We start from the raw sequence: 19,723 nt of genomic DNA, 5'->3' as shown, positions 1-19,723 counted from the left end.
TGGATCAGTCGGCGGAACGCAGCTCGTCAGGGACGGCTGGTGAGGTAGCCGCCCATCGAGGTGAAGTAATCGGTCGCGGGCATCTCGCGGCCGTCCTCGGTGCGTACGCGCGTGATGGCCAGGCCGTGGTTGCGCCCCCTGCGCGCGTCGGCTCCGGCGACGACCACCACCCCGTCACCCTCGCGGTAGAAGATGCGGCCGGGAGTACCGCCGTAACGGCCCTGGGACACGACCGCGGCCAGGACCTCCAGACGCTTGCCCTGGTGGAAGGTGAACGCGCTCGGGTACGGGGCGGACTGGGCCCGGACCAGGCGCTCCAGGTCTTGTGCGGGCCAGTTCCAGTCGAACCGGATGTCGTCTTCGGACCGCTTGTGGAAGAAGCTCGCCTTTGACCGGTCCTGCTGGGTGAACTCCGTCTGTCCGGAGGCGATGAGGCCGAGCGCGCCGGTCGTGACCGGGGCGATGAGGTCGACGGTCTTGTGGAACAGATCGGTGGCCGTGTCCGTCGGCCCGACCGTCACGGCCCGCTGGAGCACGATGTCACCGGCGTCGAGCTCGTCGTTCATCATGTGTGCGGTGACGCCCACTTCGGGCTCGCCGTTGATCAGGGCCCAGATCAGCGGGGAGAAGCCGGCGTATGCGGGCAGGAGCGAGTCATGGACGTTGAGCGTGCCGCGGCGGGGCAGGTTGAAGATCCGCGGGGGAATCCACGTCCGCCAGTTGTTGGCCACGATGATGTCCGGGTCGGCGTCCTTGAGCCGCTCGAACAGTTCCTCGTCGTCCGGGCGGTTGCGGATCAGTACCGGAACGCCGTGCTCTGAGGCGAGGTCGGCGACCGAGTCGCTCCAGATCTTCTCGTAGGCGTGCTCGCTCTTGGGGTGGGTCACGACCATCACCACGTCGTGCTCGGAGTCCAGGAGCGCTTGCAGGGTGCGGTGGCCCCAGGTCTGATATCCGAACATGACGACCCGCATCGGGTTCCTCCTCTGAAGAGCGATCGATCAGGGCCAAGTAAAGCAAGCCTTACCTAAGGGTGCAACGAGCCCGATCCCCAGTGCGGTTGCCGTCGTGAACGACGACCTATCTGTTTTTGACGTGTCGACAGGTTGGTCGGATCAGGTTAGCTTTGCCTAAGTTCCGCTGGGGCGCCGCTCGTCGGCGTGCCCTCCTCCCGACGCTCTTCGACGCCTGACAGGCGCTGCCCGCACGATGGAGTGACATGTCACAGGCTCTTCCTGGCGACGCACCGGTGATCCACGACCTCATAGGCATCGGCTTCGGGCCGTCCAACGTGGCCATGGCGATAGCGCTCAGTGAGCACAACGCACGCATCGGGAGGCAGGAGGCGGTCACTGCTCACTTCTTCGAGCGGCAGCCGCGCTTCGGCTGGCACCGCGGCATGCTGTTCGACGACGCGACCATGCAAGTGTCCTTCCTCAAGGACCTGGTGACGCTGCGCAACCCGGCCAGCGAGTTCAGCTTCCTGTGCTACCTGCAGAGCGAGGGGCGACTGATCGACTTCATCAACCAGAAGAACCTGTTCCCCCTGCGGGTGGAGTTCCACGACTACTTCGAGTGGGCCGCGGCGAAGGTCGACGACATGGTGTCCTACGGGCACGAGGTGGTCGCCGTGCGGCCCGTCATGCGCGACGGAGCCGTGGAGTACGTGGATGTGACGTCCCGTTCGGGATCGGAATCGGTGGTCCACCGGGCCCGCAATCTCGTGATCGGCACGGGCCTGCGGCCGTACATGCCGGCGGGCGTCCGGCGAACGGACCGGGTCTGGCACAACTCCGACCTGCTGACACGGGTGGACAGCCTGGAAGGCACCGGCCCGTCCCGCTTCATCGTGGTCGGCGCCGGCCAGAGCGCCGCCGAGAACGTGGCGTACCTCCACCGGCGCTTCCCCGAGGCCGAGGTCTGCGCGGTCTTCTCCCGCTATGGCTACAGCCCGGCCGACGACAGCGGCTTCGCCAACCGTATCTTCGATCCCGCGGCGGTCGACGAGTACTTCACGGCCCCGGACGAGACCAAGCGCAGGCTGATCGGCTACCACGGCAACACCAACTACTCGGTGGTGGACATCGACCTGATCGATGACCTGTACCGCCAGTCGTACCAGGAGAAGGTCCTCGGTACGGAGCGGCTGCGGTTCCTCAACGTGTCGCGGCTCACCGACGTGGTCGAGGCCCCGGACAGGGTCCGGGCAACGGTCGAGTCGCTGGTCACGGGGGAGAGGACTCCGCTGGATGCCGACGTCGTGGTGTACGCCACGGGCTACCGGCCCGCGGACGCCTCCGGCCTTCTCGGCGAGGTCGAAGGGTACTGCCACCGCGACGACGAGGGCCGGGTCCGGGTCGAGCGCGACTACCGCGTCACGACCGACCCCGCACTGCGGTGCGGCATCTACCTCCAGGGCGGCACCGAGCACACGCACGGCATCACGTCGTCCCTGCTGTCGAACACCGCGATCAGGGTCGGCGAGATCCTGGAGTCGATCCTCGACCGGCGTCTGAAGTCCGCCACCGACGAGGCCCGGCAGCTCGCCGACGAGATCGGCACGCCCCGCTAGGCGTTCCCGCGACGTCGCGCGCCGCCTCGGCCTGTGCCTGCCGCGCCCAAGCGCCCCGCCATGGCCGGGCACACCGCCGTGACCGACACCCTCCAGGAGGGAACCGCCCATGCTTACCACGAGGCTGACGAACGCGAACATCCTCACCATGGACCCGGACCATCCGCTCGCCCACGACCTGGGCATCTGGCGCGGCCGGATCGTGGGACTGGACGACGCGGTGGCCTCACTTCCGTCAGACGAGGTGATCGACCTTCAGGGCGCCACCGTCCTCCCCGGGTTCATCGACAGCCATGTGCACCTGGCCTGGACCGGTCTGAAGGCGAGCGCGCCGAGTGTGGCACCGTGCGAGCGGGTCGAGGACGTGCTCGCGGTCGTGGAAGAGGCCGCCTCCCGGAAAGGTGCGCCCGGCGACTGGGTGGATATCGGCGGGTACGACCAGCGAGCTCTGGGACGCCATCTGACTGCCGCCGAGCTGGATCAGGTCAGCTATGGGCGCAAGGTGTTCATGATGCACGACTCAGGACACGCCTGTGTGGTCAACAGCGCCGTCCTGGATCTGCTTCCGGCCGACGTTCCGCACCGGGAGGGCTTCCTGGCCGAGGGCGCCATGGCCGCCGCCCGGCGGCTGCGTCTGCCGTACTCCCAGGAGGAGCTCGCGGACGCGATCGAGTACGCCGCCCGGACGTGCCTGGCCGAGGGGGTCACCGCCTGCGCCGAGGCGGGCATCGGGGGCGGCCTGTTGGGCCACAGCCCGATCGAGGCAGGCGCCTACCAACTACTGCGCGATCAGGGCCGCCTGCCCCTGCGGGTGCAGCTCATGGCGGCCGCCGACGCCCTGCGGCCCCTCGCCGCCCACGAGGCCGACGGTGTCCCCCGCGCCCTGGACCTCGGCCTGCGCACCGGGTTCGGCGACGACTGGCTCTCCGTGGGCGCGCTCAAGATCTACACCGACGGCGGCATGATGGCCCGCACCGCCGCGCTCACGACCCCGTACGCCGGCATGGAACACACCGGGCAGCTCCAGGACGACCCGGAGCGCCTCGCGGACACCATCGTGGACGGCCACCTCGCCGGATGGCAGCTCGCCGTCCACGCCATCGGCGACCGCGCTGCCGACCTCGCCCTGGACGCCCTGGAACGGGCACAACGCATCCGGCGGCGTCCGGACGCCCGGCACCGCATCGAACACGCCGGCCTGATCCGGCCCGACCAACTGCCGCGCTTCGCACGGCTTGATGTGAGCGCGGTGATCCAGCCGAACTTCCTGCGCTACTTCGGCGACGACTACGCCTCGATCATGGGCGAGGAGCGGGCGCCGTGGATGTACCGGGGTCGGGGGTTCCTGGATCACGGCATCACCCTCGTGGGCAGCTCCGACCGTCCCGTCACGGACGGCTCACCCCTGCGGGCCATCCAGTTCATGGTCGAGCGCGCATCCTCGTCGGGCCAGGCGATCGGTCCGGACGAGGGCATCGCCGTGGACGAGGCCCTGCGCGCGTACACCGTCGCCGGAGCGTACGCCTGCCGCTGGGAGGACAGCGCGGGCAGCCTCACCCCGGGCAAGCGCGCCGACCTGGTGGTGCTGGGGGACGACCCGCGGCGCGTCAGCTCCTCGCGCATCGGTGACATCCACGTCGTGGCCACGTTCGTGGACGGTCGTAAAACGGAGGGGGCGAAGCCGCTGTGAACTGTCCTCCAACGCGAAAACGCGGATCGTGACCCGTGAGTCACAACCCGCGCCCGCCATGTGTGCAATTGCGTGTCCGAGGGGGGACTTGAACCCCCACGCCCGATAAAGGGCACTAGCACCTCAAGCTAGCGCGTCTGCCATTCCGCCACCCGGACCAGGTGTCTGCCGTCGCGGCCCTTGGCCGTTCCGACGTGGAAAACCATAGCAAACTTCCGGACCGGCTCGATCACGCGATCGGCGGCACACGATCTTGTGTGTCGCGTGCGTGGCGGGCGCATTGCCGCCTTGGGCTGGGTGGGCGGGCGCGGGAGGATGGCGGGTGGGCCCCGCTGGGGTTCATGCGGGCGCGGCCCGCAGGAGCGAACCATGAGGAGGCAGTGTGAGTGAGTCGATTTCGGCCACGGCGCGCGGCGGTGCCGTCACGGGTGAGGACGAGGTCGTCGATCTGTGCCGCGATCTCATCCGGATCGACACCAGCAACTACGGGGACGGCACCGGTCCCGGCGAGCGTGCCGCCGCCGAGTACGTGGCCGAGAAGCTCGCCGAGGTCGGGCTGGAGCCGCAGATCTTCGAGTCGGACCGGGGGCGGGCCTCGACGGTGGCGCGGATCGCGGGGGAGGACCCGTCCCGGCCCGCGCTGCTCATCCACGGGCACACCGACGTCGTACCGGCCAACGCGCACGACTGGACGCACCATCCCTTCTCCGGGGAGATCGCCGACGGGTGCGTGTGGGGGCGGGGCGCCGTCGACATGAAGGACATGGACGCGATGACCCTCGCGGTCGTGCGGGACCGGCTGCGCAGCGGCCGCAAGCCGCCGCGGGACATCGTGCTGGCGTTCCTCGCCGACGAGGAGGCCGGCGGGGTGTACGGGGCGCGGCACCTGGTCAACGAGCACCCGGATCTCTTCGAGGGGGTCACGGAGGCGATCGGCGAGGTCGGCGGGTTCTCCTTCACGGTCAACGAGAACCTGAGGCTCTATCTGGTCGAGACCGCCCAGAAGGGCATGCACTGGATGCGGCTCACGGTGGAGGGCACCGCGGGGCACGGGTCGATGACCAACACCGACAACGCGATCACGGAGCTGAGCGAGGCGGTGGCCCGGCTCGGCCGGCACAAGTTCCCGGTCCGGGTCACCAAGACCGTGCGGTCCTTCCTGGACGAGCTGTCGGACGCGCTGGGCACCCCGCTCGACCCCGAGAACATGGACGAGACGCTCGCCAAGCTGGGGGGCATCGCGAAGATCATCGGCGCCACCCTGCAGAACACCGCCGCGCCGACCATGCTCGGCGCCGGGTACAAGGTCAACGTCATCCCGGGGCAGGCCACCGCGCATGTCGACGGAAGGTTCCTGCCCGGTTACGAGGAAGAGTTCCTCGCCGATCTCGACCGGATCCTCGGGCCGCGGGTCCGGCGGGAGGACGTGCACGCGGACAAGGCGCTGGAGACGAGCTTCGACGGTGCCCTGGTCGACGCGATGCAGGCGGCGCTCAAGGCGGAGGACCCGATCGCCCGTGCCGTTCCGTACTGCCTCTCGGGCGGCACGGACGCCAAGTCCTTCGACGACCTCGGGATCCGCTGCTTCGGGTTCGCGCCGCTGAAGCTGCCGCCGGAGCTGGACTTCGCGGGCATGTTCCACGGTGTGGACGAGCGGGTGCCGGTCGACGGGCTGAAGTTCGGCGTGCGGGTGCTCGACCGTTTCCTGGACAATTGCTGAACAAAGCTCACGTTTTGCCGAGATTAGCCGGAACGGGTGAATGGGGGCGTCGTTTCGTAGCCTGATTAACCCCTCCTCGTTACAGGGAGTGCGGCCCGAGGTGTGCGGTCGCGCGCTGTGTGACAAGGAGGAATTGGTGATCGGGAAGGTCGTCATCCAGGTGCCTGTGCATGTTCCGATGCGCCTGTGCGGCAACACGATCGACCTGATCGCGCTGGTCAATCCCACCTTCGGTCACACCTGCACCAACGAGTGACGTTGCGTCACAACCCCTAGGGGTGTGATCCCGGGCGGTCCCGGAGTGCGCGCCGCGTGCTCCGGGACTCCTCAGGTTCTACGCACGGGCGCTCTGCCCGCGCGTATTTCAGTACGAGGTAAGGCAGAGGAACGACCCATGCGTCAGGTTGCGAGAAATAGTCTGATGACCGTTGCGGCAGCGGGGAGTGTGCTCGCCGCGGCCGCCGGCTATGCCCACGCGGGCTCGGGCGCCGGTGGGGCCACCGCTTCGAACTCGCCGGGCGTCGCGTCCGGCAATTCGATCCAGGTCCCGGTCAACGTGCCGGTGAACGTCTGCGGGAACACCGTCGACGTGATCGGTGTGCTCAACCCCTCGGCGGGCGCCAACTGCAGCAACAGCGGCGGCGGGGCCAAGGCCGGCGGATCCCATGCCGGCAAGGGCGGCAAGGGCGGCAAGTCGAACCCGGGCAAGGGGCGCGGCGGCGGCTCGAAGGGCGGCCACGCGAAGGGCAGCGGTTCGCAGGGCGGCGCCGTCGCCAAGGGCGGCACGCACGGTTCGCCCGGCGTCCTCTCCGGCAACACCGTGCAGGTGCCGATCAATGCTCCGGTGAACGTCTGCGGCAACACCGTCGATGTCATCACGCTCGCCAACACCGCGCTGGGCGGCGACTGCAAGAACAACGCCGGAAAGTCCGGTTCGCACGGGCACGGCAAGGGTAAGGGCAAGCCCAAGCCGCACCACCCGAAGACCCCGATGCCGCCGAAGTCCTCCGACGACTCGGACAGCTCGGACGGCTCGGGCAGCTCGCACGGCTCGGATGACTCGAAGGGCCGCCGCGGCGGGACGTCGGGGAACACGGGCAGCACCGGGCCGCAGCTGGTGGGATCCGAGCAGCTCGCGGAGACCGGTGCCGGTCCGGCGGTGGGCGTACTCCTCCCCGCCGGCGCGGGCATGCTGCTGGCCGGCGCGGTGCTCTTCCGCCGCGCCCGCGCTCAGCAGCAGTAAGCGCCGTCGCCATGCCTCCCGCGGCCCGGAATGACGCCGCGGCCCGGCCGCACGCCGTAGCACGGCGGCCTGCCGGAATCCGGCCGCACGCCTGAGTGCGGCCGCACGCCCGAGGACGGCGGCGCTGAGCGCCGCACCGGCACGGCACAGAGCGGGCTCCGTATCCGCGGGGCCCGCTCTTCCCTTACCAGCACCGGTCCCTCACCAGGACCGGTCCCTCACCGGGACCGGGGTGAGCGTCCTACCAGGTGGCACGCAGCTGGCGGATGATCCGACGTCGCAGCCGCACTCTGCGGCTGCCGTCAGGGTTCAGCCGCAGTCGGTCCAACTCCCAGTGTCCGTACTCGGCGTGGTCGGTCAGCAGGCGAGTGGCAGCCTTGCGCGAGACACCCCTCGGCACGTACACATCACAGAATTCGTATTCCGGCATCGCATCTATTGTGCGGGAACTGCCCCGATACGGATAGCGTCTGCACTATGTCTGATGCTGCGCAGCCATCCGCTGCCGAGGTACGCGCCGCCGCCGAAGCGGTGAAAGCCGCGCTGGACCGCCACCTCGACGCTGTCGAACGGCGGTCGGGCGAGGACGACCCGGCCGTCTACGCCGCGTTCAACGAGCTGGCGGCGGCAGCCGAGGCGTATGACGAGCTGCTCTACGACGCCTACGACGAGGTCACCCCCTTCGAGATCCCCGGCGACGGCAGCATGCCCGCCTACGCGGGGCCGGAGGAACCCAGCGCCCTGAGCGTGCTGATCCGCCGGGACTACGCGGTCCTGGAACCGCAGCGGCTGATGTCGCAGGCCCAGCGGGTCGCCGACCTCGATCCGGACGCGAGTCCGGGCAACGGTGCCTCCGGCGGTCCGGGGGTTCCGCCGGGAGCAGCGTGCACGCGGCGCTCGGTGTGTTGTTCGGCGAGTACGAGCCGGACGAGATCGCCTCTCGGCACAAGGAGTTCGGGCTGGAAGAGGGCGACTCGACCCTGTGGGTGGCCGCGGCGGACGATCTCGCCGAGCCGGGGGAGTGGCTGACGGCACCGTTCGACCAGGTGGACCCGCAGCGGGTCGTGTGCCGGTTCGATGTCAGTGAGGTCTTCGACCGGGAACTCGACAGCGAGGATGACGACGCGGACGAGGACGACCTGGAGGTGCTGGGCCCCGGAGGCTGAGCCGCCTCCGGGCCGCGATTTCGCGGGACGCGATTCCGGGGGCCGCCCCGACCCCGACCCCGCCCCTGGCCCTCGCCTTCGGTGGTGTACGGGATCAGCCACCGGCCGGCTCGGCGTACGGCATCCGCCGCTGGTCGCGCCCGGGTACGGATCCGGCACCGGTCGGGGCGGGGTGCGGCGCCCGCCGCTGTCCGGGGCGGGTACGGCACCACTCACGTCCGGAGTACGGATCCGGCACCGGCCGCACGCGCGCGCGTACGGCGACTCACCGCCGGTCGCGTCCGCCCGCCTGCGGGGACGTGACCGGCGGGCATCACCGGTGAGCGGGACCGGTCACCCGGCGGGCTGGCGCTGCGCCTCCAGCAGCGACCGCAGCCGGGTGGTCCGGTCCGCGGCCGGGACGTGTGCGACCGCTTGGGGCAGCGCCTCGTCCGCGCCGTGCACCACGGACAGGTGGCGCTCGCCGCGACTGAACGCGGTGTAGACCCAGGCACGGGTCAGGCCCGCCGTCGCGTCGCCCGGCAGTACCACCACGGCCGCGGGCCAGCGCGTCCCACCCGCCTGGTGCGCCGTGACGGCCCAGCCGTGCCGCACGGCGTCGCCGACGCGCTCGCGCGGTACGGTCACCGCCCCGCCCGCGCAGTCCAGGTGGAGTCCCGCGGCGTCCGCGGAGACCACGGTGCCCGGCACGGCACGCCCCGGCGCCGGGACGTACACCACACGGTCGCCCGGGTCGAACCCGCCGAACCGGCCGGGGCCGGGATTCAGCCGTTCTTTCAGCGCCGCGTTGAGCGCCCGGGTCCCGGCCGCCCCGCCGTGCCCCGGGGTGATGACCTGGGTCAGCTCCGGCGGTACGCCGATCGCCCGCGGCACCGAGTCGGCGACGAGCTGCACCGTCCGGTGCACCGCTTCCCCGGCGTCGCGCACGGGGACGATCACGACCTCCTTGCCGGGTGCCTCGACCTGGTTCAGCTCTCCGATGCCGATCCCCGACACCAGCTCCCCGATCGGGCCGGGATCCGGCGTACGGGAGACGACCTGCGGACAGCTGCGGGCCGCCAGCAGATCCGCGAAGACCCGGCCCGGACCGGCCGACGCGAGCACCCCCGGGTCGCCGCTGAGCACCAGCCGGGCACCGTCCGGCAGCGATTCCACCAGCATCGCCGCGGTCTCCACGTCGAGCTGCGGAGCGTCCAGAACGGCGAGCAGGTCGAGCGCGAGCGCGCCGTCCTCGTCCCGCCCGGGCCCTTCCCGGCCGGACAGCAGCCCGGTGACGGTGAGCGCCACCGGCTCGTCGGCGTCCGGCGCGCCCGCGTCCCGCGACGCGTCGCGCATCCCGTCCAGGGCCGCGGCCAGCCGCTGCCTGCCGTCGTGGCTGTGCGCGGCCGCGTACGCCCGCAGGCCCAGCGCGCGGGCCGCGGCGACCAGGGCGGCGGGTTCGGCGCGCGCCGCCTCGCCGCCGCTGTGGGCGACCAGACCGTGACCGGCGGCCGCGCGGATCAGCTCGGCGGCGGACGGGGACGGCGCGGCGGCGGCCGCCGCCGACCAGGCGTCCTCCGACCCACCCGAGGTGCCGGGACGGCCGTCGCCGCGCCGGCCGCCCGCCGCCGGCTCGGCCTGGTCCGCAGCCCGCTCGTCCTCGCCCGGCGCGGCCCCGTCGCTCGATGCGCCCGTGCCGCCGGATGCGGCCGCGCCGCCCTGTCCGAAGGTGTTGACCAGCCGGGTCAGGCCGTCTGCGAGGCTCTCCTCGGCGAGGGCGTACCGGTCCAGCCCCAGCAGCACCCGCACCGGCGGCGCCTCGTCGTCCTCGTCCGAGCCCGGCTTGGTGCCTCCCGGGCCGCCGATCGCGTCGTGGAAGACCAGCACGCCGCCGTCGCCGATCGCGGTACGCAGCGCCTCGTCCGGATCCGGCACGGCTCGCTTCGCCAGCGCCTCGCGCACCGCGGAGGCCGCGAGCGCGGTGTGCCCTTCGAGGGCGGACCGCTCCAGCAGCCAGCCGATGAGGGCCTGGGCCCGGCGCTCGTCGCCCGGTCCGCAGGCCGCGCCGAGCAGCGCCCGCGCGAACGAGTCCGCCTGTTCAGGGCGGACACCGGGGACGGCGAGCAGCCGCCAGGGGTCCTCGCGGAGTGCCTCGGCGGCCTGCTCGCCGAGTGCCTCGGCGACCGGCACCGCGAACTGCTCAGGCGCGCCGCCCGCGGCGAGCACCTCCCGGATGCCCGCGGCGTCGCCGAGTGCCGGCCGAGGGGGCAGGGTGGGCAGCGGGCCGCCGCCGTGCGGACGCGGCGCGGCCGGGCCGCCCCCGACGGCCGACCGCCCGGAACCGGCATCCGGCCCAGTGGCGGAGCCCGGCCCGGTGGCGGCATGCGGCCCAGAGCCGGTCGGCGCGGGCCCAGGCCGACCACCGGAGCCTGGACCGCCCGGTGTCCCCGCGATGGACCCGCCGGGCTGCGCGCCCGCGGCGCGCCGGGGCTGGGCGGGCCGAGCCGGCGCCTGCTCGGTGAAGAACGACGCCGCCGATCGCTCGCCGCTCTCCACTGCCCGCACGGCGGCGGCCAGGGCCTCCGCGGCGGCCGACCTCTTACGGCCGCTCCCGGTCGCCTCCGCCGCACCGGCCGGGGTCCCGGCGGAGCCCGTGGACCGCGCCCCCTCGGCGGATCCGGTGGCAGCGGCGGGCCGGAGGCTCTCGGCAGGCTCGGGGCTCTCAGCGGCCCCGGTGTCTGCGGCAGGCTCGGTGGCTTCGGCGGATCCGGTGTCTGCGGCAGACCTGGTGGCTTCGGCGGCCCCGGTGTCTGCGGCAGACCTGGTGGCTTCGGTGGACGCGGTGTCTGCGGCAGGCCCGGCGGCCTCGGCAGCCCCGCTGCCCTCGGCCGAACCGGCCGCGGGGCCACCCGCCGGGCCCGCGGCGCCGGCGCCCACTTCCCCGGCGCCTTCGTTTACGCCTCCGCTGCTCGCCGCCCCGGCGCCGTCGGGTGCCGCAGAGGCATCCTCCGCCGCATTGTCTCCGCCGACTGCGGCCAGGACAGGGGCCGCACCCTCGATCGGGGTCTCACCCCCGGCCGCGGCCCGGGGTTCCGTCCCCGTCGCGGGGTCCGGATCGGGCACGGGCTCCTCCTCGGGCGCGGTGGCGGCCTCGCCGGCGAGGTGGTCGGTACTCACAGGGTGCTCCAGTCCTGATCGGGATAGCGGTGCACGGGCGCCGACACGTCGTCCAGCGCCTGGCAGATCTCGTGGGGAAGCGTAAGGGCCTCCGCTGACAACGCCGCTCTGAGCTGCTGCGCGTTGCGTGCGCCGACGATCGGGGCGGTGACGCCCGGCCGGTCCCGCACCCAGGCCAGTGCCACCTGCAGCGCCGTCGTCGCCAGGCCGTCGGCGGCCGTCGCGACGGCGTCGACGATCCGGCTCGCCTCCTCGTCCAGGTACGGGGCCACGAACGGCGCCAGGTGCTCGGACGCCCCGCGCGAGTCGGTGGGGGTGGTGTGCCGGTACTTGCCCGTCAGCACCCCTCGGCCGAGCGGGGAGGACGGCAGCAGCCCCAGCCCCAGGTCCAGCGCCGCGGGGAGCACTTCCCGCTCGACGCCGCGCTGCAGCAGCGAGTACTCCATCTGCGTGCTGGCGAGCCTGGTGTGCGCGCCGGGTGCGGCGAGTTGCCAGGTGGCGGCCTTGGCCAGCTGCCAGCCGCAGAAGTTGGACACGCCCACGTAGCGCGCCCGCCCGCTGCTGACCGCGATGTCCAGAGCCTGGAGCGTCTCCTCGAGCGGGGTGAGCGGGTCGAAGGCGTGCACCTGCCACAGGTCCACGTAATCCGTCCCGAGCCGCGCCAGCGACGCGTCCAGCGCGTCCAGCAGATGGCCGCGCGAGCCGTCGAAACGCCGCTCGGGATCCGGGACGCTGCCCGCCTTGGTGGCGATGACCAGGTCCCGGCGCGGTATGAGGTCTTCGAGCAGCTGGCCCAGGAGGTACTCGGCACCGCCGTCGGCGTACACGTCGGCGGTGTCGACCAGCGTCCCGCCGGCGTCCCAGAACGCCTTGAGCTGGTCGGCCGCGTCGTGTTCGTCCGTGTCCCGTCCCCAGGTGAGCGTGCCGAGCCCGATCCGGGAGACGCGCAGACCCGTACGGCCGAGGTGCCTTGACTCCATGGGCGATGAGATTACTTGGCTCCCGAAGGGCCGTGGCGGCCTGTGGATAACGTGACACTGACGTATCCCCGCACCGCGCGCTAGAGTCCCCGGAACAGGGACGTTACTGCTCGGTAAGGGGAGCTGCATGAAGCTCGGAATCAATCTCGGCTACTGGGGCGCCGGGATGGACGCGGACAACCTCGCGGTCGCCCGCGAGGCCGACAAGCTCGGCTACTCGGTCTGCTGGGCCGCCGAGGCCTACGGCTCCGACGCCGCGACGGTGCTCTCCTGGGTGGCTGCCCAGACGGAGCGGATCGACGTGGGTTCCGCGATCTTCCAGATCCCGGCCCGTACCCCCGCGATGACCGCCATGACCGCCGCCACCCTCGACTCCCTCTCCGGCGGCCGCTTCCGCCTCGGCCTCGGGGTCTCCGGCCCGCAGGTCTCGGAGGGCTGGTACGGGACGAAGTTCGACAAGCCGCTCGCCCGCACCCGTGAGTACGTGGAGATCGTCCGCAAGGCGATGTCACGTGAGCGGCTGACCCACGAGGGCGCCCACTGGACCCTCCCGCTGCCCGGCGGCCCCGGCAAGCCGATCAAGCTCACCGTGCACCCGGTGCGCGAGCACATCCCGCTGTACATCGCCGCCATGGGCCCCAAGAACCTGGAGCAGACCGGCGAGATCGCCGACGGCGCGCTGCTCCTCTTCTTCGCCCCCGAGCACGCGGAGGAGACCACGCTCGGCTCCCTGCGCGCCGGCCGGGCGAAGGCGGGCAAGGACCTGGACGGCTTCGACGTGGTGCCGACCGTGCCGCTCGCGCTCGGCGAGGACGTCGGCGCCCTGGCCGACCAGTTCCGGCCGTACACCGCGCTCTACGTGGGCGGCATGGGCAGCGCCAAGCAGAACTTCTACAACCAGCTCGCGCGGCGCATGGGGTACGAGAAGGAGGCCGCCGAGATCCAGGAGAAGTACCTGTCCGGTGACAAGAACGGCGCCGCCGCCGCCGTACCGCACGAGCTGATCGACTCCACCGCGCTGCTCGGCCCCGTCGAGCGCGTCGCCGACCGTATGCAGGCGTACGCCGAGGCGGGGGTCACCACCCTGTCCCTGACTCCGGCGGGCTTCACGCTGGAGGAGCGGGTGGCCGGCCTGCGGGCGGGCGTGGCGGCGCTGGAGCGCGCCGGTCTGGCCTGACAGACCGCCGCGCCGCGCGGAACAACGGACCGGCGCGCCGCGCGCGGAACAACGGGCCGGAGTGTCCGCCGCCGCACGACGCGCGGCGCAAGCTCTGCGGCCGTGGTGGGGGCTCGGGGGTCTTCCCCGCCACGGCCGTCACGCAGCACAACGCCGCCCCGCCCGCCGCGGTTACGCGCCGCGCCTTACGCACACCCGCCCGCCGGATCCGCCGTTCGGCCGACCCGGCGGGCCTCCCTGTTGCCGCCTCTCGATGCGGGCATTTGACTGATTCTTCTGGAACGTCATGCACGGAGGTGGCTGTGGTGCTCTCGGCGAAAAGTCTCTTCCAGGAGATCCTCGACAACGACCACTCGTTCCAGCTCTTCTGCTCCATCGCGGCCAGCGGCGAGGCCCAGGGCGGTTGGGAGAACGGCCGGATCGCCGCCCTGGTGCCGGACAGCCAGCGTGCGCTCGCGCCCAAGATCGCGCGACACGGGGCGGACGAGGACAAGCACGGCAGGATCTTCAACGCCCTGCTGCGCAAGCGCTCACTGGAGCCGGTCGAGGTGCCGCGCGAGGCCGACTACACGATGCTCCTGGAAGCGCGCGGCATCGGCCTCGCGCACGACAAGCTCCGCCGCGACGAGCCGCTCACCGAACACGACATCGTCATCTACCTCGCCCACAGCCGGGTCACCGAGGAACGCGCCTCCGCCCAGATGCGGCTGCTGCGGAAGCACTTCGGGAACCATCCCGACATCGGGCGCGCGGTCAAGATGATCTCCCATGACGAGGACAACCACCTCGCCTACTGCCACGAGGAACTGCTGCGCCTGGCCGCCGCCGGGCACGGACGGCTCATCCAGGCCACCCTGCGCGAGGCGGCGCTGACCGAGATCGAGGTCTACCGCGACGTCAGCCTCGCGGTGATGGCCCATATGGGCCGCATCCTCGGCTGGCCGCGCGCCAAGGCGGCGGTGCTCGCCGCGGGCATCCGCGCCGCGTACGCCGTCGAGCGCTTCGCCGGGTGGCGGCGGATGGTGACGCTGCGGATGCCGGAACGGCTCGACGCGCTGGGCGGCCCGGCCACGACGGCTCCGGAGTTCGCCTGACCGCGGTCCGCCGGTCGGCCTCAGCTCCGTCACAGCCAGCCGCGCCGCTTGAAGAACCGGTGCAGTAGCAGTACGGAACCGACCATGAGGACCAGGACGGCCGGATACCCCCAGGGCTGCGCCAGCTCCGGCATGTGGTCGAAGTTCATGCCGTAGATCCCCGCCAGCATCGTGGGTACGGCGATCATCGCCGCCCAGGCCGAGATCTTGCGCACGTCGTCGTTCTGCCGCACGCCCACCTGCGCGAGATGCGCGGCCAGCACATCCGACAGCAGCCGGTCCAGGCCGTCCACATGCTCGTTCGCGCGCGTGAGGTGGTCGCCGACGTCGCGGAAGAACGGCCGCGAGCCCGCGTGCACGAACGGCACCCCGCCGCCGGCGAGCCGCGCCATCGGATCGTCCAGCGGGCCCGCGGCCCGGCGGAACTCCAGCACCTGCCGCTTGAACGAGTAGATCCGCCCGGCCGTGAACGCCAACCGGCCGCTCTCCGGAGAGAAGACGTCCGCCTCCAGCTCGTCGAGGTCGATGTGGAGCTCGTCCGCGACCTCCAGATAGTGGTCCACCACGGCGTCGGCGACTGCGTACATCACCGCCGTGGGGCCGTGCCGGAGCACCTCCGGCGTGCGCTCCAGCCGCTCCCGGACCACCCCCAGCGGATTGGCCTCGCCATGCCGCACGGTCACCACGAAGCAGTCGCCGACGAAGACCATCAGCTCACCCGTGGTGACCGCGCTGTACTTGTCCTCGTACTGGACCGGCTTGAGCACCAGGAACAGCGAGTCCTCGTAGACCTCCAGCTTGGGCCGCTGGTGCGCGGACAGGGCGTCCTCCACGGCCAGCGGATGCAGCCCGAAATCGCTGCTCACCATGGCGAACTCCTCTTCGGTCGGCTCGTACAGGCCGATCCACAAGAAGGCGTTCCGGGCCGCCCGCGCCCGGTCGAGGGCCGCTGAGAAGTCCGCGGGCCCCTCGATACGGCGCCCGTCCTGATAGACGGCGCAATCCACGATCACGCGGCGTATTCTTCCGCCAACCCGGCGGGGGCGCACGTCCGCCGTGCGAGCCCGCGGCGCGCACCGGCACGGCCGGCCGCAACCCTCCCGCCAGGCCGTAGGGTGGCGGCATGCCCACGCTGATCCTCGTCCGGCACGGCCGGTCCACCGCCAATACCGCCGGGGTGCTCGCGGGCTGGACACCCGGCGTCACCCTGGACGAGCGCGGCGCCAGGCAGGCGGCCGAGCTGCCCGCGCGGCTGGCGCGGCTCCCGCTGGCTGCCGCCGTCTCCAGCCCGCTCCAGCGCTGCCAGGAAACCCTCGCCCCGCTGCTCGCCGCACGGCCCGGGCTGCGCCTGCACACCGACGACCGGATCGGCGAGTGCCATTACGGCGACTGGTCGGGGCGCAAGCTCAAGGAGCTGTCCGACGAGCCGCTGATGGCCGTCGTGCAGCAGCACCCGTCCGCCGCCGCGTTCCCCGGTGGCGAGTCGCTGCGGGCCATGCAGGCGCGCGCGGTCGACGCCGTACGCGAGTGGAACGCCCGGATCGAGGCCGAGCACGGCTCGGACGCGATCTATCTGATGTGCTCGCACGGCGACATCATCAAGTCCCTCGTCGCCGACGCGCTCGGGCTGCATCTGGACCTCTTCCAGCGCATCTCCGTCGAGCCCTGCTCGGTCACCGCGATCCGCTACACCGAGCTGCGGCCCTACCTCGTACGGCTGGGCGACACCGGCGACTTCGGCGGTCTGGAGCCGCGCCCGGACGCCTCCGACGACGCCGCGGGCGGCCCCCGCGGCCCCGAGGCTCCGGTGGGGGGCGGCGCGGGAGCGCCGTGATCTCGGTGCGCAGTAGGGTGGGTGCCGCGGCGTCGTCGAAGGAGCGGCGCGCTTGTGAACCAGCAGCCGTAGCACCCGAACGAAACAAGATGGAGCAGGACGTTGTCCCGTCAGGTGTTCCTCTACGACCCGCCGGAGCGGTTCGTCGCCGGTACGGTCGGGCTGCCGGGCCGCCGTACCTTCTTCCTGCAGGCGTCGGCGGGCGGCAGGGTCACCAGTGTCGCGCTGGAGAAGACCCAGGTCGCGGCACTCGCCGAGCGGATCGACGAGCTCCTTGACGAGGTCGTACGGCGCACCGGCGGCAACGCGCCGGTGCCCGCGGTGGCCCCCGCCGAACTCACCGACACCGCACCGCTGGACACCCCTGTGGAGGAGGAGTTCCGGGTCGGCACGATGGCCCTGGCCTGGGACGGCGACGAGCAGCGCATGATCGTGGAGGCGCAGGCGCTGGTCGAGCTGGACGCGGACTCCGAGGAGGACCTGGCGGAGGCCGAGGAGCGGCTGCTGCAGGACGAGGTGAACGGCCCGCCGATGCTGCGGGTCCGGCTCACCGGCACCCAGGCCCGCGCGTTCGCCAAGCGCGCCCTGGAGGTCGTCAACGCCGGGCGCCCGCCGTGCCCGCTGTGCAGCCTGCCGCTCGACCCGGAGGGACACGTATGCCCGCGCCAGAACGGATATCGCCGCTGAGCGGGACGCCCCCGACGGTGCCGGAGCCTTCCGGACCCGCCGATCCCGGCGCGGCCCCGGAGCCCGCGGCCGCGCCGTCCGCGCTCGACCTGCTGGCGCGCGGCGAGCTGACGGTGCGCGGCCAGATCCGCACGGCGTCCAACGCGGTGCTCTATTGCACCGTCACGTACGAGGGGCACAGCGCCGCGTGCGTGTACAAGCCGGTGGCCGGGGAGCGCCCGCTGTGGGACTTCCCCGACGGCACCCTTGCCGAGCGCGAGGTCGCCGCGTACGAGCTGTCCGAGGCCACCGGCTGGGGGCTGGTCCCGCCGACCGTGCTGCGGGACGGGCCGTACGGGCACGGCATGTGCCAGCTGTGGATCGAACCGTCCGCCGACGGCGACGCCCCGGAACTGCTCGCGCTGGTCGAGGGCGAGCAGCCGGAGCCCGGCTGGAAGGCCGTCGGCTTCGCCGAGGTCGAGGGCGGCACCGCGCTGCTGGTGCACGCCGACGACGTACGGCTGCGCCGGCTGGCGGTCCTCGACGCGGTGATCAACAACGGCGACCGCAAGGGCGGCCATCTGCTGCCCGCGGCCGACGGCCGGGTGTACGCGATCGACCACGGCGTCACCTTCAACGCCGACGACAAGCTGCGCACCCTGCTGTGGGGCTGGGCCGGCGAGCCGCTGACCGAGGAGGCCGTGGCGGTCCTGGAGCGGCTGTCCGCCGCCCTGGCCGACGGCGAGCCGCTCACCGTCCGGCTGGCCGAGCTCATCACCCCGGCGGAGATCGCGGCGGTGCGCGCACGGGTCGCGGAGCTGCTGCGCACCGGGCGGCACCCCGAGCCCAGTGGGCAGTGGCCGGCCATCCCCTGGCCTCCGGTCTGACGGCTCTCCCGGTGCGGATGCCCCACCCGCCGCGCTCTGGCATATGCACGCCGGAGGCCGTTCGCGCAAGACCGCCTATTCGGCCAAGAGCGCGATCCGGTTCGTATCCGGAACAGGCGTCCGGTTACGCTCAAGACATGTATGCCTGGCCCGCTTCCGAGGTTCCCGCCCTGCCTGGCAGTGGCCGCGACCTGAGGATCCACGACACCGCGACCGGGGGTCCGATCACCCTCGACCCCGGTCCCGTCGCCCGTATCTACGTCTGCGGGATAACCCCGTACGACGCCACCCACCTGGGGCACGCGGCGACCTACAACGCGTTCGACCTCGTCCAGCGCGTGTGGCTCGACACCAAGCGGCAGGTTCACTACGTCCAGAACGTCACCGACATCGATGATCCGCTGCTGGAGCGGGCCACGGCGAACGGTGACGACTGGACCGACCTCGCCCAGCGGGAGACCGAGCTCTTCCGCGAGGACATGACCGCCCTGCGCATGCTCCCGCCCACCCACTACATCGGCGCCGTCGAGGCGATCCCCAAGATCGTGCCGCTCGTGGAGCGGCTGCGGGACGCGGGCGCCGCCTACGAGCTCGACGGCGACATCTACTTCTCCGTGGAGTCCGACCCCTCCTTCGGCAGCGTCTCCCGGCTGGACGCCGAGGCCATGCGGCTGCTGTCGGCGGAGCGCGGCGGCGACCCCGACCGGCCGGGCAAGAAGAACCCGCTCGACCCGCTGCTGTGGCTGGCCGCCCGGCCCGGCGAGCCGAGCTGGGACGGCGCCTCGCTCGGCCCGGGACGCCCCGGCTGGCACATCGAGTGCGTGGCCATCGCCCTGGAACACCTGGGCATGGGCTTCGACGTGCAGGGCGGCGGCTCCGACCTCGCCTTCCCGCACCACGAGATGGGCGCCTCGCACGCCCAGGTGCTGACCGGAACACGCCCCTTCGCCAAGGCGTACGTCCACGCCGGGCTGGTCGCCCTGCACGGCGAGAAGATGTCCAAGTCCAAGGGCAATCTCGTCTTCGTCTCCACGCTGCGGCGTGCCGGGGTGGACCCGGTCGCGATCCGGCTCGCGCTGCTCGCGCACCACTACCGGTCGGACTGGGAGTGGACGGACGACGTGCTCGACCAGGCCGTGGCACGGCTGGGCCGCTGGCGGGCCGCGGTGTCGCGGCCGGACGGACCGTCCGCCGAGGCGCTGGTGGAGGAGATCCGCGCCGCGCTGGCCGACGACCTCGACGCCCCGGCGGCGCTCGCCGCGGTCGACCGCTGGGCGGCGGCCCAGGAGTCCGACGGCGGTACGGACACGGGGGCGCCCGGCCTGGTGTCCCGCGCGGTCGACGCGCTGCTGGGCGTGGCGCTGTGACCGTGCCCGGTACGCGCGTCGTACCGGGCACGTAAGCGGACGCGCTACGGAGGCCGTGCCCGCCCGGTGCCCCGGCACCGGGCGGGGGGCCCGCACCCGCACCGGGTACCACCCGGCCGGGAGGGCACCGCGCGCCCGGTGCGCCGCCGCCGAACAGCACAAGGGCGCTCC

15 protein-coding genes, 1 tRNA gene and 2 pseudogenes are annotated in these 19,723 nt (G+C 72.3%); 12 read left to right on the top strand and 6 right to left on the bottom strand.

Annotated elements, in window-relative coordinates:
- Positions 1-26 precede the first annotated feature (26 nt).
- The gene (locus Q3Y56_RS05670; protein WP_304460862.1) at positions 27-974 is read right to left on the bottom strand and encodes a methionyl-tRNA formyltransferase; all 948 of its coding nucleotides are present in this window, start codon (positions 972-974) and stop codon (positions 27-29) included.
- A 245-nt stretch (positions 975-1,219) separates the two neighbouring features.
- On the opposite strand from Q3Y56_RS05670, the gene Q3Y56_RS05665 reads away from it, so the two are divergent.
- Both Q3Y56_RS05665 and Q3Y56_RS05660 read left to right on the top strand, forming a co-directional pair.
- A complete protein-coding gene (locus Q3Y56_RS05665; protein ID WP_304460861.1) occupies positions 1,220-2,572 on the top strand; it encodes a lysine N(6)-hydroxylase/L-ornithine N(5)-oxygenase family protein in 1,353 nt (450 codons plus the stop codon).
- Positions 2,573-2,681: 109 nt separating this feature from the next.
- On the top strand, positions 2,682-4,262 hold the full coding sequence (locus Q3Y56_RS05660) for an amidohydrolase (protein ID WP_304460860.1): 1,581 nt from the start codon (positions 2,682-2,684) through the stop codon (positions 4,260-4,262).
- A 73-nt stretch (positions 4,263-4,335) separates the two neighbouring features.
- Here Q3Y56_RS05660 and Q3Y56_RS05655 read toward each other — a convergent pair.
- Positions 4,336-4,420, bottom strand: a tRNA-Leu gene (locus tag Q3Y56_RS05655).
- A gap of 224 nt (positions 4,421-4,644) precedes the next feature.
- Between Q3Y56_RS05655 and Q3Y56_RS05650 the strand changes: the two genes are divergently transcribed.
- The 3 genes and pseudogenes from Q3Y56_RS05650 (at position 4,645) to Q3Y56_RS05640 (ending at position 7,225) form a co-directional block, all read left to right on the top strand.
- A complete protein-coding gene (locus Q3Y56_RS05650) occupies positions 4,645-5,982 on the top strand; it encodes a M20/M25/M40 family metallo-hydrolase (protein WP_304460859.1) in 1,338 nt (445 codons plus the stop codon).
- A gap of 151 nt (positions 5,983-6,133) precedes the next feature.
- Positions 6,134-6,238: pseudogene (locus Q3Y56_RS05645) on the top strand (chaplin); the annotation flags it as partial.
- Positions 6,239-6,403: 165 nt separating this feature from the next.
- Positions 6,404-7,225, top strand: coding sequence for a chaplin (locus tag Q3Y56_RS05640; RefSeq protein WP_369696714.1), 822 nt, complete (start codon positions 6,404-6,406; stop codon positions 7,223-7,225).
- 241 nt (positions 7,226-7,466) lie between these two features.
- Here the strand turns inward: Q3Y56_RS05640 and Q3Y56_RS05635 are convergent, their stop codons facing one another.
- Positions 7,467-7,655 carry a DUF5703 family protein gene (locus Q3Y56_RS05635; protein WP_018537156.1) on the bottom strand — a complete coding sequence of 63 codons (189 nt, stop codon included), beginning with the start codon at positions 7,653-7,655 and terminating at the stop codon, positions 7,467-7,469.
- A gap of 47 nt (positions 7,656-7,702) precedes the next feature.
- On the opposite strand from Q3Y56_RS05635, the pseudogene Q3Y56_RS05630 reads away from it, so the two are divergent.
- Positions 7,703-8,391: pseudogene (locus tag Q3Y56_RS05630) on the top strand (hypothetical protein).
- Positions 8,392-8,724: 333 nt separating this feature from the next.
- Here Q3Y56_RS05630 and Q3Y56_RS05625 read toward each other — a convergent pair.
- The gene (locus tag Q3Y56_RS05625; protein WP_304460857.1) at positions 8,725-11,547 is read right to left on the bottom strand and encodes a helix-hairpin-helix domain-containing protein; all 2,823 of its coding nucleotides are present in this window, start codon (positions 11,545-11,547) and stop codon (positions 8,725-8,727) included.
- Positions 11,544-12,527 (bottom strand): aldo/keto reductase, encoded by a 984-nt coding sequence (locus tag Q3Y56_RS05620; RefSeq protein WP_304460856.1) that lies wholly within the window; start codon positions 12,525-12,527, stop codon positions 11,544-11,546. The genes Q3Y56_RS05625 and Q3Y56_RS05620 overlap by 4 nt, the downstream gene beginning before the upstream one ends.
- 127 nt (positions 12,528-12,654) lie before the next feature.
- Here Q3Y56_RS05620 and Q3Y56_RS05615 point away from each other — a divergent pair, with 127 nt between their 5' ends.
- Together Q3Y56_RS05615 and Q3Y56_RS05610 are read left to right on the top strand one after the other, a co-directional pair.
- Positions 12,655-13,704, top strand: coding sequence for an LLM class F420-dependent oxidoreductase (locus Q3Y56_RS05615; protein WP_304460855.1), 1,050 nt, complete (start codon positions 12,655-12,657; stop codon positions 13,702-13,704).
- A 305-nt stretch (positions 13,705-14,009) separates the two neighbouring features.
- Positions 14,010-14,798 (top strand): ferritin-like domain-containing protein, encoded by a 789-nt coding sequence (locus Q3Y56_RS05610; protein WP_304460854.1) that lies wholly within the window; start codon positions 14,010-14,012, stop codon positions 14,796-14,798.
- 29 nt (positions 14,799-14,827) lie between these two features.
- Here the strand turns inward: Q3Y56_RS05610 and Q3Y56_RS05605 are convergent, their stop codons facing one another.
- Positions 14,828-15,820, bottom strand: a complete 993-nt coding sequence (locus Q3Y56_RS05605) for a magnesium and cobalt transport protein CorA (protein ID WP_304465481.1) — start codon at positions 15,818-15,820, stop codon at positions 14,828-14,830.
- A 101-nt stretch (positions 15,821-15,921) separates the two neighbouring features.
- On the opposite strand from Q3Y56_RS05605, the gene Q3Y56_RS05600 reads away from it, so the two are divergent.
- The 4 genes from Q3Y56_RS05600 to mshC all read left to right on the top strand — a co-directional run bounded on the left by Q3Y56_RS05600 (position 15,922) and on the right by mshC (position 19,552).
- Positions 15,922-16,632 (top strand): histidine phosphatase family protein, encoded by a 711-nt coding sequence (locus Q3Y56_RS05600; protein ID WP_304460853.1) that lies wholly within the window; start codon positions 15,922-15,924, stop codon positions 16,630-16,632.
- 102 nt (positions 16,633-16,734) lie between these two features.
- Positions 16,735-17,319: a DUF3090 domain-containing protein gene (locus Q3Y56_RS05595; protein WP_304460852.1), complete on the top strand. Its 585-nt coding sequence runs from the start codon at positions 16,735-16,737 to the stop codon at positions 17,317-17,319.
- Positions 17,289-18,185 (top strand): SCO1664 family protein, encoded by an 897-nt coding sequence (locus tag Q3Y56_RS05590; RefSeq protein WP_304460851.1) that lies wholly within the window; start codon positions 17,289-17,291, stop codon positions 18,183-18,185. The genes Q3Y56_RS05595 and Q3Y56_RS05590 overlap by 31 nt, the downstream gene beginning before the upstream one ends.
- A gap of 137 nt (positions 18,186-18,322) precedes the next feature.
- On the top strand, positions 18,323-19,552 hold the full coding sequence (gene mshC / locus Q3Y56_RS05585) for a cysteine--1-D-myo-inosityl 2-amino-2-deoxy-alpha-D-glucopyranoside ligase (protein WP_304460850.1): 1,230 nt from the start codon (positions 18,323-18,325) through the stop codon (positions 19,550-19,552).
- Positions 19,553-19,723 lie beyond the last annotated feature (171 nt).

This window comes from Streptomyces sp. XD-27, assembly GCF_030553055.1.
Taxonomy (GTDB): Bacteria; Actinomycetota; Actinomycetes; order Streptomycetales; family Streptomycetaceae; genus Streptomyces.
Note: the sequence above shows the minus strand (reverse complement) of the source record. Positions and strands in the feature narration are given on the sequence as shown.